We start from the raw sequence: 12519 nt of genomic DNA on the forward strand, positions 1-12519 counted from the left end.
GGCGGGCGGTATCTCCCGTAAGGAGACGCGGTATGTCGCAATGTTTAGCGACTTCCGTTGCCGAAAGTCCAATCCTGTACGTCAAAGTGCAGTCGGGACGACAAATTGAAGAGGCACGGAAGAAGAGGCGCCTGACGCAACGCGATCTGGCGCGTGAGCTTGGTATGGGTGTCCGCTGGCTTCGCGAAATCGAAGGCGGCAATCCCCGCTCGCGCCTCGACGATCATCTCGCCTGCGCCTACCGCCTCGGTCTTTCCACGGGGCATATTCTGATACCTCTGCTCTTTGCCGGCCAGAAAATGTGCTTTCCGCAGCAACTGGCAATGGGCGATCTCAGCGACCTCGAGCGGATGTGCATCGAGCTCATCGCGCAGCGCAATCTCGATCATCTCACGCGTGCCTTGACGCCAGCGTGGCCGATTGCGACGGTTCCGACCGGGAGTGCCCTATGATGTCTGCGATGGATCCGCCCCTTCATGAGCGGGTGTACCACGGCATCAAGGAAGATTTCCTGGCTGGGCACTTCGTGCCCGGCAGGAAGATTGACCTTCAGCTTCTGGCAACACGTCACCGGTCGAGTAAGACCCCTGTTCGGGAAGCAGCGTTCATGCTGTCGGGGGAGCAGCTACTGACACATCACTCGGACGGAGGCTTTGTCGTTCCAATCCTGGAGCCCGCCGAGCTTATCGAACTCCTTGCGTGGCATATGCAGATGGTACTCTCCCTTTTGGCCAACCTCAAAGAATCGACCATTCGAGCGTCGCTGCAGCAGAACCAAGGGCGCAACGACACGCCATCGCCGGCCTCTGTCGCGAGCCTTGCAACCAACATCTTCACGTCACTGGCCGCGGCGACCGGTAACCGGCAAAGTGCAAGAACCGTTCGCCATCTCAATGAACGGCTGCATTACAGTCGAATCGCCGACATGACTGACCCGCTAGCCGCAGAGAAAGAACTGCGAGCGATAGCAAATGTTGACGTTTCGAACTTGCCAAAGGCCATGCGCCGCCGAATTGAAGCCTATCATCTGAGGAAAATTGATCGTCAACGAAAAGCCATCTGACGAGCGCGGGTGGAAAAATGGCCAGATGATTCCGGCATGCCGGGCGCCGGTTAGCATTGTTACCAAGCGCCAAAAGCAAGTCCACGCCTGTGTTCGCCGGATATCGGGTCAATGTGGCGTGATATATTCGCCCCTCATCACAGCCGAAAACCACTACTTTGGAACTGCCGCAATCCCTGCGGTAGTTGATGAGGAGTGTGTCATGGAGCGTTACGACGAACATCGCGACGATCAGCTGATCGACCTTGGCTCTGTTTCGACTGAGACCAAGGGGCCGGCCGGCCTCGAATCCGACAATCAGGGTGGCCGTCAGGGCGGCTTCGGCCTCACGGAAGACTGACCATCAGGAGCGCGCGAGGCAGGGCTTCGCGCGCTCTTTCCATCAGCGAGGGCGATATGGGCTATCGGCTAAGCGGGCATCTTCACTTCTGCATCTCGGGCGGCAAGGTCATATTTCTGGACGCCGCCGCAGACCGCTATTTTGCTCTTCCAGCCAAGGCAGATACCGCTTTCCAGCGCCTGTTCCTCAAAGCGGGACCGATGACCCCTTCGGAAAGGGCAGCACTGGGTCTGATGGAGGATTTGGGGTATCTGAAGGAGGATCTGGAAGGGACGGAGGCGCTGTCACCCTGCCTCTGTGAGGTGGATATTGCGCACGGTCCCGTGCGCGAGAAGGCACAGGTTTCGTTTCAGCTCGTCCTCTTAGCCTTGTTCTATCAGCTGCTCACCAGCGTACTTTTGAAAACGCGTAGCTTTCTGGCCGTCACCAACATGCTGCGTCGAGTGGAGGTTCAGCATGCGGCACGTAGGGGGCGCTGCGCGACCGAGATCATATCCGCCGTGGCGGGCGCATTTCACAAGACGCGTTTCCTGCTGAGGTCGAGCGACCGATGCCTTACCCGATCCATCGGCTTTGCCCTGTGCTGTTGCAGGCTCGGTGTCCGTCCCGCGGTTGTTCTGGGCGTGCGGACCAATCCTTTTGCGGCACACTGCTGGGTGCAGCTCGAGGGGCAGGTCGCCTATGATGATGTTGGCCAGGCCGAACGCTTCACACCGATCATGGTGATATGATGGCCCCAGAATTTCTCCTTCTCATGTGCGGTGCAGACCGGCGCCTCCCGCAAGGCCTGGCGGCGAGAATTGCCCACCGACTGGCGCTCGACTGTATCGCGCAGGATAGTCGATACGCGCTGCTGACGGCAGGTCGGATGCAAGTCTATCCGTTGGCGCACCACGGCTTCATTGTTGGAAACCTGTTCCGAAGGTTCGGTGCCCCCGAGCTTATCGCGACATTATCCGATCGCGAAGCCGATCAGATCGTGGCGTCGGGAGGGCGCGAGCTGATCGACCGATATTGGGGCGGCTATGTCTGCATGGTGCAAAAGCCCGGTGGCGCCTTGGTCCTGCGTGATCCGTCAGGAGCGCAGCCGTGCTACCATACTATCTCGAAGGAGGGATACCTGGTCATAGCCTCCAGTGCCGATCTCCTTCGGCGCTCAGGCCTTTCCGGCTGCTCCATTGACTGGGAGGAGCTTGGTCGGATCCTCCTGAGGGTGGACCTCCCTTCCGCGGCGACGGCGATCGAGGGGTTGTCAGAACTGTTGCCAGGCACCAGGCTTGATTGGGATTATGGAAGCGTAGCCTTGCGCAGTCTGTGGTCTCCCTGGGACTATGTTACGCCAAGGTGCGAAACACGGGCGGACATGCAGGACCGGCTACGACGCACGGTGCAGTCGAGCGTTTCAGCCTGGGCATCCTCCTATCGCGGCATTCTCTGCGCAGTGTCCGGTGGCCTCGATTCGTCGATCGTCGCGTCCTGTCTCCCTCGCGCCGGTCGTGCGCACCATCTCCTTACCGTCTCGACAGCCGATCGCGACGGTGACGAGGCTACTTATGCGCGCCTTCTCGCAGCAGCCTTGAGAAGCGATCTGGTCGAAGAGCGGTACGATCTCGACCACGTCAATATCGACCGCCCAACGGCTCCCTCGTTGCCCCGGCCCTTGTCACGTGCGCAGCAGCAGTCCTTTGATGCCGCCGTGCGGCAAAAGGCAGAGGCTCTACACAGCGATTGTCTGTTCACTGGCAACGGCGGCGATAATGTCTTTGCGCTCTCCCGGTCTGCGACCTGCATTTACGATCGCTTCCTGGCCACGGGAATTGGGCGGGGCATGTTCCAGACCCTTGGGGATGTTTGCACGCTCACTGGCGCGAGCCCAATGCAAGCGATGATCGCCGTCGCGAAAATCGCCAGCCGACGGACAGCGCGTTATCCTTGGAAGCCCGATCGGAGCTTTCTTCACCCCAACATCGTCGCGCGCGACACTGCAACACGCCCCGACCATCCGTGGCTGGAAGCCCCGTACGGCGCCTTGCCGGGCAAGGCTGTTCACATTGCGCTTCTGCTGCGCATTCAACTCCACTTGGCGGCGAGTGCCGAGACAATGGGCCTGGCGGTCGTCAATCCGCTCATGTCCCAGCCGGTCGTCGAGCAGTGCCTCGCCGTACCGAGCTGGGAATGGTGTGGAGCGGGGCTCGACCGATCCGTCGCTCGGCAGGCGTTTGCCGATCAATTGCCCGACGCAATCATCTGGCGGCGCTCGAAGGGCACGCCGGAAAGCTTTTGCCTCGAGATTATCGCGAAACACCGCCGGGCAATACGGGATAAGCTTCTTGGAGGAGTGCTGGCAGCGCGTGGTCTGCTTGATGTTCCAGCGCTCGACAGACGGTTGTCCGACGAGGCGCCGACCTTGACCTCCAAGCAACGCATCCTTGAACTTGTCGAAGCTGAGGCCTGGGCGCACCACTGGTCATCAACCACCGAAGACCTTCATTCAGACCCTGCGCTGGCTGTCCCTGCCCGGAGCGTCGCCCAATGATCGAGTTCGACGCTGTCTCCGACCACGAGGTTTCGTTTCCCTTTCAGCCAGTAGTCGAACCAGGCGAGCGAGCGATTGTAGATCGCAAGCCGGTGTGCCGGTTGCCATTTTATGTGATGCTCACCAGGGAAAATGTACATATCGACTGGCGCTCCCGCATCCGTGAGTGCCGTATAGCCCTGGAGTCCGGCAAGATATTCATCGTCGGGAAGCTGCAGGAGAAGCGGTGTTTTGATGGACCCTGCATTGCTCGCCAGCGAGAAGGACTTCCAGAATGCATTCGGCCGGTCTGCCCGATCGGGATAGCCCATGGCCTTGAATTCTCGCGCAGCCGCCGGTCCGACGCTCAGCGCATACATGTCGTCCCAAGGTGGACTGCTCATGGCTGCCGCTGCGAAGAGCCGACTATGGATAAGGCCGAACTGCAGAGAGGTGGCGCCATCGCTCAGACCCGTGATGCCCATGCGCTCGGGATCGACGATGCCGCTCTCCAACGCCTTGGCGACCCCCATTTCTACACTCGACTCAACGCTCCTGCGATCCGCGAAGTCCGACAGATTGGCTTTGTCCCTGGCAACGGGATCAAGGCTTCCCGTCAACGACCCGATCGAGCGAGGGCGCTGTAAGCTTAGGACGACATAACCCTGGTTTGCGAAGAGTTGGATCGGATATTCATCCCCTGTGCCGCCGCGCAGATAGCCACGGGTCTCATATTGAACCACGAGGAGGGGATAATGCTCTCCAGGCTGATAGCCGACGGGCAGCACAAGGTCGCCGTAGCATTCCTGGCCGAAGCTGTTTGTCCAGGTCAAGCGCCGAACCAGACCCTTTCGCCAGAACGCGGCTTCCGGATTGGGATCGTACAGCGAGACGGGCCTGGAACCGTCGATTGGTATGGAAAGGATATGGCGCGGCTGGTTCGATGACTCATGAAGGCAGAGGACGGCGTTTGCGGCGGAAACGCAGTCAGCGAGAAGGTCATCGCTGGACATGATTTTACGCGGTGAAGTTTGTCCTGGATGCCAGACGTACAGACCAGTCTGCGAAAGCGCCCAGCCCTCGCGAGCCAGGAATTGAACGCTGTTGCCGTCTTCGGACCACCAAAGCCTCAAGACATAGGGAGCGCATTGTTCGCACATCTGCGCCGTTCCGGACTTGTCTTCGGCCACAACGCGGACCCGACCGGATGGGCCTGCATCATGCCGTACCTGGGTCCAGGCGGTCCGCCCGAAGCGTGATCGGATGCCCTTGGGAGGCTGGGTAGCATCGACCTGATCCAACAACCACCGCCTTTCATCCGGAGTTGCCGGGCGAACCTTCTCGGTTTGAAGGTCGAGCACGTTGGCCACTGTTTGAACGGGAGCGGCTGGAAAGGGTTCGCTGCGAGACATTGGCGACCAGCGGTCATCGAAGTGGTAGCCCGACAGCCCCTCTTGAAGAATTGCCTGCCGCGCCCTTGCAAGGCCCGGTCGGCTTGAGAAGAGGATCGAATGTCCGTCCGCGCTGAACCGGAAACCCTCAACATCGGCAGGGCTTTGCGTAATAGGCCTGCTGTCCGTGCCATCGGCGTTTGCCCGCCAGACCTGGGTGATCCCGCCGACACTTTTGAGAAAAGCGATCCACGTACCGTCGAGGGACCAACGCGGCGCAATCGGCATTGGCATGCCGCTTGGGAACGCGGCCTTGCCCCGAAAATCGAAGCTCCAGCGGATTAACGTACCCCCGCGATCGACGACGACAGGACTGCTCCGAGGTGCGAGCTCAAGCACCACCATTGCGAGGCAAAAACTATTTGTCTCAGGACTGGCCTGTCTGATCTGAAAAGCGATCCTTTTGCCGTCTGGGGAGACCGCGAGGCTGTCCGCGTAAGGAAAGCCGAGGGCATAGGTCCCAATGTCGCGCAAGCGCACCAGATCTTGCGCCGCCGGGGCATGCGGTGGTTCCCGATTTGTCGGCGAAGCCGGCACAACCGTGTCGCAGTCCGCAGCAAGCGCCACAGTCGAGGTCATCAGGGTGATTCCGAGCGCGGCTGTGGCGTGGACCGTTGTCATCCAAGCCATCACCACGCCTTCGTGAGCGTCAGGGAGATGACCCGACCCGTCGATGGATAGTTTGTCGAGTCGAAGGGAGGATCGGCCGGATTTGTGTTGATGATAGGCCCGGGCTTTTCGTTGAAGAGGTTGGTGATCGCCAGATCGAAAGAGACACCGCGCAAGGCGCCATGATCCGCGCCGGTGCGCAGGCGCGCTATCGTGTCGACCGAGGTGAAAGACGGGACAGGCCGTATCACCATCGTTCGATTGTCGAGGACACCGCCTATATAGTTGACGAAGGTGCTGAGCGTCAGCGTGCGGTTTTCAAAACTGGCACCGCCACGCGCCCGCCAATGGGGCGGATGGAAAATGGTCCCGGCGAGCGTCACCAGTGGCTTGGTTGCTGTGAGGCGCTGTTCACTTTCCAGATAGCTCGCGGAGGCATTGAAGGTGATGGCCTCGCCGGACCCGAACGCAAGGCGGTATGCCAAAGCCATATCGACGCCCCGGATAGATTGTACCGCCGCGTTTCGAAGGCTCCCGTCGACAATGGCGCTGACGAGAGAAGGATCATAGGGCGCCCCGGTCGCGTTTTCGACGCCGAGCGGCAGGGTGGAGACGGCGTGTGCGATCTGATCGGTCGTGGGATCGAGAATGATGGAATCTGCGTTGCTGGGATCAGTGAACACGCGCGACGAGCTGGTAAACGGGACGACCACCCTGTCTTTGAACCTGATGTTGAAATAGCTGGCCTGCAGTTTCAGACCCTTTGCAAATTCCGGCTCAAACTCCGCCGTCACGCTCCACGTCTCGGCGCGCTCGGCTTTGAGATCTGGATTGCCGCCGGATAGATAGAGCACGTCTTGGCCGGCAGGATAGCTCACGAAATAATAGCCGGGGGCCAACAACCCCTCGCGAACCTGGAATTGCTGGTTCAACGTCGGCGCCTTGAACGATCGTCCCCAGCTTCCTTTCAGAGTGAGATCAGGCGCCGGTGAATAGACAAGGCCGAATTTTGGCGTCGCGACACTGCCGATTGCATTATAATGTTCATAACGGACGGCGCCGTTCAGCAGCAGACGGTGAAGAAAAGGACGGGAATTGCCTGGTCCGACGAGCGGAACCGAAACCTCACCATAAGCGAAGGCGACTTGCCGCGAATTAGAGGAATTGGCGATTGTGCTGCTGGCGGCGTTAGCCGTCTGCACGACGTTGATATCCAGGCCGAGGTTGCGATAGCCGCCGCCTAAGGCCAATCGCGCCTCGCCTGCCGGTAGCGTGAACAGCGGTCCCTCAAATCCCGCTTCCACGTTATCTAAGCTGTTGTCATATTTGAGACGCGTGGAATAGCTCTCTTGCCCCAGCGCATAATAGCGAGACTTTATATCAGTATTGCTCGCCGCATGGGTTCCGGACAGGGTTGCCCGCCAGCGACCGGGGAGTTCGACCTGAAGGCTTGGGGTGACACTGTAGGAGCGAACCGACGGATGTGTCACCAATCCGTTTGCCGTCACACTCGTCGTGGCAAGCGAAGGATAAGACATATCCGAGCGCCTGTCGGCAAATTGCCCGTCGAGGGAGAACTGGACGGCATCGCTCAAGGTTTGGTGCCCCGCGATGAGGAGGCTGAGTTGTTTCTGGCGGGGGAGGAACGTGGAGCTATCGTCCAGGCTTGCCCCATAGCTGCGTTGCCGAGCCGTTATCCCGGTTGTTCGGCTATAATCGGCTGCCGCCATCAAACCACCGGACGCCCAGCGTCGTCCGGTGACGGCATTATATTCCTGCTGTTCGTTGCCGCCATCCGTGGACGCGCCAAACCGCGCGGATGTTGTCAGCCCCTCAAAATCGCGCCGCAAAATGATATTTGCCACACCGCCTACGGCATCTGATCCATAGAGCGCGGATGAGCCATCCGTCACGATCTCCATGCGCTCGATTGCAGCGAGAGGAATGGCGGAGATATCGACCCCTTGCGCCAGTCCATCATAAGCAACCCGGTGTCCATTGATGAGCGTGAGGGTTGCGTCTGGGCCGAGGCCCCGCAGATTAAGAGTGGACGAGGCAGTAAGATTCTGCTGCCCGCCCTGATTGCCGCCGCCCGCGACGCCGGGATTCTGGCCGCCAGAATAATTTTGAGGCAGGGTTCGGGCGAAGCTGCCAAGGTCGTTCGATCCGGCGTCTAATATAGCCTCTCGGCCCGATACAATGCGGGGAGAGGCAATGTCGCCACCACGGATACGCGAGCCTGTCACGGTGATCTCGGCGTTCTCCGCCGAGCGATCAGCTAGATCGCCCGGCGGCGTCGATCGCCCCCGGATGATGATGACGTCCTTCCGGAACTGCGCCACCAGGTCGGAACCATGAAGAAGTGCTTGAACGGCTTCGTCGGCGGCAAATATGCCTTGCAGCGCCGGTGCTTTGTGACCGAGCACAGCCTCGGAGGTGAAAATGATCTCCTTCCCAGATTGACGGCTTACGGTTTTGAGGGCTTCTCCGAGGTCCCCGGCCTCGATCTTGTATTCGACCCGACGCTGCTCCTGCGCGAGCGCGACAGCGGTTGGCGCAAGGGTGCCGACCGCCACCGCCGCTATAAGCGCACAACGAAAACGAGACCGAGACCGCATCCGAACCATTCTTGCCCCCATGGAATTCCCGACAAAATGGCGGGAGTTTCAGGGAGCATCGCAACAAAACTGCAATCTACGGGGTAGGTGGTAACAGAATCTGCGGCTATTTTTTGTGGAGGGTGATTTCATCCGATTTGGTTCGTTCGACATCGAGGTCGAACAGGACCGCCAGACGATCGGCAACCTGATCGGCATTGTTGACGCGGAACCGCCCGCTGACTCGCAGGGCACCGATCCCGGGATCCCCAAGTCGGATAGTCGTTGCGGAATCCATGTTCGCTTCGGCAACGACAGCGGACAATGGCGTTCGCTCATATTCGCGGATCAACGGCTGCTGCGGGGTGAGTGTCGCGGGTTCGATCCCGCCCTTCCAAGCCGTGCTCGATGGCGCGAGCGACGTGATCGCCGCGAAGCTTAGGACTTCGCCTGGCTCCAGCCGCGCCACGGCGGCAACGTCGCGGCCACCTTTCGGGCCCTGCGGCCGCTCGACATCGACCGCGCCTCGCAACAACCGCACCGTCACACGCCTGTCGCGGCCAAGAATGACGTCGAACACCGTGCCGCGCGCGGTGACGCTTCCCCCGCCGGCAAGCACTACGAACGGACGACCCTCATGAGCGACCTCGAACCGCGCGCGACCCCGCTTGAGTCTTAGTTCGCGCGTGCTGTTGGTGAAGTCGGTCGCCAGTTCGCTTCCTTCGTCGAGATCGACAACCGATCCGTCGGCGAGGTGAATGTTCCGCCGTCCGCCAACCACCGTATCGAAGACCTGCCGTTCGGTCGTTGCAGTGCCGTCCAGTCGTGCGACCTGGACTGGCCGATTGGCCGGACTGCGCATCTCCATGTTCGCGAACCAACTGCCAGCACCGACGACAAGGAGCACGCTCGCTGCCAAGCCAGCCCATCTCCACTTTCGCGCCACGGGCTCATTGTCGTTGGCCTCGCCCTCCATCTTCTCTCTCTGGGCGGCGAGAAATCGTCCGAGCGCAAAGATTTCGCCTGCGCGGTCGTAGGCATCACGGTGCGAGGCGCCAAGCGACAGCCAGTGTTCGAATTCTGGTCGATAACTCTCCGCATCCGGGCCACGCATCCGCGCGAACCAGAGCGCCCCTTCGCGCGTCAGCTGATCCATCCGCGGCATGCCCTCTGGCTGTTCCTTGTCAGCCATTGGGATTTCCGATGTTCTTGCCGATCCGCACGATGGCCTCCGCCACATGCCACTCCACAGTTCGGATACTGATGCTCAGTTGCTCCGCGATCTGCCTATAGCCGAGGTCATCAACCCTATGTAGCAAATATACCTCTTTGGTCCTGGGCGGGAGGCCGTCGATAGCGAGACGATAGCGCTCTCGCATCTGGTTCAGCTCCGCGGCTTCATCTGGGCCGGCAATGTTCTGAGGGACCGGGCAGGATGCGGGATCGATAGATTGGCTTTTCGCCCAGGTTCGCACGCGATCCGCCAGGAGGTGCCGCACGATCCCGTGGAGATACGCGCCAGGATTGCTCCAGGCGCTCGCCGATCGTGAAGCTGCCAGCCTCGTGAAGGCCTCCTGCACCATGTCGTCCCGATCGTCTTCGAGCCATATGCGCCTTCGGAGGAAAGAGCGTAGCTTGGGTGCCTCCTCACGATACAGGGCGACGAACTGGCGTTCCTCGTAGATGGCGGTTGCCGGCGCGCAGGCGCCTTCGCTTTGCTGCGCCTGAAACATGGGTTCAGGCGCCCATGGCGAGATCTGACGGCGCTAACGCGCACCTGCAGCTTTGAGCGATAGACAGCATGATAGAACCACCCATGGGTGGCGGGCAAAATAGTCCAACGCCTGCGCTCAACCGCGGTGGATGAGCCCATCATCATGCCTGGAGGGATAAACCTACAGTCGGACCCCAGCCTTCTCCCGCACTGCATGGAAAATGTGCCTTGGATTCTTATATGTGACAAGGGGGCAAACGCCGGTGCTTCTACGCTGCCATGCAGCAAGGAAATCGTCACTTGGGATCGCATTGGCGTGCCGACGGAGTTGCGGCCATTTCGACCATCCGATCAAAGAAGCGATCGAGCATGTTGCTCGTCTCTTCCCTGAGCGCGACGATGATCCGACGCCCGTCCGACGGGTCACGGTGCAGATCCACGAACCCGCGTTCCGCCAGACGATGGACGATCCGTTGAGAGTTACGCTCCGAAGCGCTGGACGTGCCGGTGAGCGACGTCAGTGAGCGCGGATGAGCGCTCCTGTGGGTATAGAGGTCGAGCAGCATCTCGAACGCCGGAATTGTGAATAGCTCCTTCCCGAACTCATCGGCACGCAGCCGCTGAAGCTGTTCAGTCAGCTCGATCATGCTGCAGCGCGTGAGCATTGCCGCCATCCGGCGCCCCTCCATCATAGGTGTGAGCTCCCCTCGACCGATGGCCCCACAGGCCGCGGCGGACTGGCTTTTGATCTCGTTCGAGTGGGCATGACGGGCTCCTTTCTCATGTGACAAGGAAACCCATGCGGCGTCGCTCATATTGTAAGTTCTTGCGTGTAAATCACCCGATCCGGGTTTGCTCCATTTTGGATTGTAATGGACGAATCCACTATAGCGTGTGATCCTGCAGCCCGAATGCGCTCGGTTTATGGCTTAGTCGTATGACGGTGATCGAAGCTCCAATTTGGAGCGTTGATAACCCGTTCAGATGTTCGAGCGTCTAACGCGGCACGGGCCAAGGTCGTGGAGCTTTTAGTTCGCTATTCATTGTCTAAATAAAGATCCGACAACTCTCGTCTGGATGCCACGCTTGCGTCGAGAAGTCCGTCATTCGACGGGGCGCTTGCGAGGAGGCCGTCATCACCAGTCGCAGGGAGGGGAGTGGGCGGAACTTGGTTGGACGATCAGCGGATCGCCAACGCAATGCTTGCCTGTCCTTCGTCGAAAGGCGCTCCTCGCGCCAATAACGCCGCGCGGGCAACCAGGTTTTGGAGCACTTCCATGGCCAAGCTCGCCAGCAGATATAATCCGGAACTCGAGGCGATCGGCTCCGGCATCGTCAAACGTTTGGGAGGCCGCTGGAAGCCTGGAGGCGCCATGTGCCTCTGCCCGGCCCATCCGGATCGCAGCCCAAGCCTTTCCGTCCGCGTTGGCGACCATGCACTGGTCTTCAAATGCTTCGCTGGCTGCGACAACCGCGACGTCATCCACGAGATCCTTCGTCTCGACGAGAACGCGCTGCAGAACGTGGAGCAAGCATCCGTATCGTCCGCCGGGATGCCGACCGACATCTGGCGGCGCCAACAGGCTTTGCGCATCTGGGATGAGGCGCGGCCGATCACCAGCACCCCCGCCGAGCTCTATCTGCGGCGCCGACGTATTGCCGTGCTTCCACGCGTTCTGCGCTTTCATCCCCATACACCGCTCGGCAGCGGCGACGACGTCGATTTCAGGCCAGCGATGATTGCAGCGCTCCACGACGGCGGCCTGCATGATGAAGGTCGTTTCACAGCGATCCAGCGCACCTTCTTCGATCGGGACGACGCCCGGCGCGCCCGCGATCTGGCCGATCCACGAATGACACTGGGCCGACCGGACCGTGCCGCCGTCATGCTTGGCCCGGCGACCTCCATTCTTGGCCTCGCCGAGGGCGTGGAGACCGCGCTCTCGGCGATGATCCTCTTCGGCATCCCGGTGTGGGCGACGCTGGGCAGCGATCGTCTGCATCAGATCGCGATACCAGGCCGGGTAACTCGGCTGGTCCTCTTCCCCGACAATGACGTCGCCGGCGAGATCGGCGTCGCGAACGCGATGGACGCCTATGCGCTGCCCGGACGGACGATCGATTTCGAATTCCCGCCGTCGGGCTTCAAGGACTGGAACGACGTGCTTCGGGCGGGAGGGGAGGGAGTGGGGGAGTGGTGGCGGCAAGTGGCCTGATGGTCAGGCTGTCC

At 60.5% G+C, this 12519-nt stretch carries 11 protein-coding genes; 6 read left to right on the forward strand and 5 right to left on the reverse strand.

Annotation, left to right across the window (positions count from 1 at the left end):
• Positions 1-32 precede the first annotated feature (32 nt).
• The 5 genes from FHW97_RS04060 to FHW97_RS04080 all read left to right on the forward strand — a co-directional run bounded on the left by FHW97_RS04060 (position 33) and on the right by FHW97_RS04080 (position 3939).
• Positions 33-452, forward strand: coding sequence for a helix-turn-helix domain-containing protein (locus tag FHW97_RS04060; RefSeq protein ID WP_216647623.1), 420 nt, complete (start codon positions 33-35; stop codon positions 450-452).
• Positions 449-1063, forward strand: a complete 615-nt coding sequence (locus tag FHW97_RS04065; protein ID WP_171798073.1) for a GntR family transcriptional regulator — start codon at positions 449-451, stop codon at positions 1061-1063. Before FHW97_RS04060 ends, FHW97_RS04065 begins: the two co-directional genes overlap by 4 nt.
• Before the next feature lie 202 nt (positions 1064-1265).
• Entirely contained in the window at positions 1266-1403 is a 138-nt protein-coding gene (locus FHW97_RS04070) for a benenodin family lasso peptide (RefSeq protein WP_171798074.1), read from the forward strand.
• Between the two features lie 56 nt (positions 1404-1459).
• Positions 1460-2134: a lasso peptide biosynthesis B2 protein gene (locus FHW97_RS04075; RefSeq protein WP_171798075.1), complete on the forward strand. Its 675-nt coding sequence runs from the start codon at positions 1460-1462 to the stop codon at positions 2132-2134.
• Positions 2131-3939, forward strand: coding sequence for an asparagine synthase-related protein (locus tag FHW97_RS04080; RefSeq protein WP_171798076.1), 1809 nt, complete (start codon positions 2131-2133; stop codon positions 3937-3939). The genes FHW97_RS04075 and FHW97_RS04080 overlap by 4 nt, the downstream gene beginning before the upstream one ends.
• On the opposite strand, the gene FHW97_RS04085 is transcribed toward FHW97_RS04080, so the two are convergent.
• From FHW97_RS04085 to FHW97_RS04105, 5 genes are all read right to left on the reverse strand, one after another.
• Positions 3891-5999 (reverse strand): Atxe2 family lasso peptide isopeptidase, encoded by a 2109-nt coding sequence (locus FHW97_RS04085; RefSeq protein ID WP_171798077.1) that lies wholly within the window; start codon positions 5997-5999, stop codon positions 3891-3893. The genes FHW97_RS04080 and FHW97_RS04085 overlap by 49 nt on opposite strands.
• On the reverse strand, positions 5999-8605 hold the full coding sequence (locus tag FHW97_RS04090) for a TonB-dependent receptor (protein WP_253941539.1): 2607 nt from the start codon (positions 8603-8605) through the stop codon (positions 5999-6001). The genes FHW97_RS04085 and FHW97_RS04090 overlap by 1 nt, the downstream gene beginning before the upstream one ends.
• Before the next feature lie 97 nt (positions 8606-8702).
• Complete coding sequence (locus FHW97_RS04095; RefSeq protein ID WP_171798078.1) at positions 8703-9767, reverse strand: FecR family protein; 1065 nt, start codon at positions 9765-9767, stop codon at positions 8703-8705.
• Complete coding sequence (locus tag FHW97_RS04100; RefSeq protein ID WP_171798079.1) at positions 9760-10308, reverse strand: RNA polymerase sigma factor; 549 nt, start codon at positions 10306-10308, stop codon at positions 9760-9762. Before FHW97_RS04100 ends, FHW97_RS04095 begins: the two co-directional genes overlap by 8 nt.
• Before the next feature lie 277 nt (positions 10309-10585).
• Complete coding sequence (locus FHW97_RS04105; protein ID WP_253941540.1) at positions 10586-11104, reverse strand: hypothetical protein; 519 nt, start codon at positions 11102-11104, stop codon at positions 10586-10588.
• Between the two features lie 462 nt (positions 11105-11566).
• Here FHW97_RS04105 and FHW97_RS04110 point away from each other — a divergent pair, with 462 nt between their 5' ends.
• Positions 11567-12505, forward strand: coding sequence for a toprim domain-containing protein (locus FHW97_RS04110; protein WP_171798080.1), 939 nt, complete (start codon positions 11567-11569; stop codon positions 12503-12505).
• The last annotated feature ends 14 nt before the right edge of the window (positions 12506-12519 follow it).

It is taken from the genome of Novosphingobium sp. SG754, from assembly GCF_013149315.1.
In the GTDB taxonomy this organism is placed as follows: domain Bacteria; phylum Pseudomonadota; class Alphaproteobacteria; order Sphingomonadales; family Sphingomonadaceae; genus Novosphingobium; species Novosphingobium capsulatum.

Coding starts and splice junctions, on each gene's coding strand:
- FHW97_RS04085 (WP_171798077.1), bottom strand. CDS start 5,999: ATGGCTTGGATGACAACGGTCCACGCCACAGCCGCGCTCGGAATCACC.
- FHW97_RS04065 (WP_171798073.1), top strand. CDS start 449: ATGATGTCTGCGATGGATCCGCCCCTTCATGAGCGGGTGTACCACGGC.
- FHW97_RS04095 (WP_171798078.1), bottom strand. CDS start 9,767: ATGGCTGACAAGGAACAGCCAGAGGGCATGCCGCGGATGGATCAGCTG.
- FHW97_RS04075 (WP_171798075.1), top strand. CDS start 1,460: ATGGGCTATCGGCTAAGCGGGCATCTTCACTTCTGCATCTCGGGCGGC.
- FHW97_RS04060 (WP_216647623.1), top strand. CDS start 33: ATGTCGCAATGTTTAGCGACTTCCGTTGCCGAAAGTCCAATCCTGTAC.
- FHW97_RS04100 (WP_171798079.1), bottom strand. CDS start 10,308: ATGTTTCAGGCGCAGCAAAGCGAAGGCGCCTGCGCGCCGGCAACCGCC.
- FHW97_RS04080 (WP_171798076.1), top strand. CDS start 2,131: ATGATGGCCCCAGAATTTCTCCTTCTCATGTGCGGTGCAGACCGGCGC.
- FHW97_RS04110 (WP_171798080.1), top strand. CDS start 11,567: ATGGCCAAGCTCGCCAGCAGATATAATCCGGAACTCGAGGCGATCGGC.
- FHW97_RS04090 (WP_253941539.1), bottom strand. CDS start 8,605: ATGGTTCGGATGCGGTCTCGGTCTCGTTTTCGTTGTGCGCTTATAGCG.
- FHW97_RS04070 (WP_171798074.1), top strand. CDS start 1,266: ATGGAGCGTTACGACGAACATCGCGACGATCAGCTGATCGACCTTGGC.
- FHW97_RS04105 (WP_253941540.1), bottom strand. CDS start 11,104: ATGAGCGACGCCGCATGGGTTTCCTTGTCACATGAGAAAGGAGCCCGT.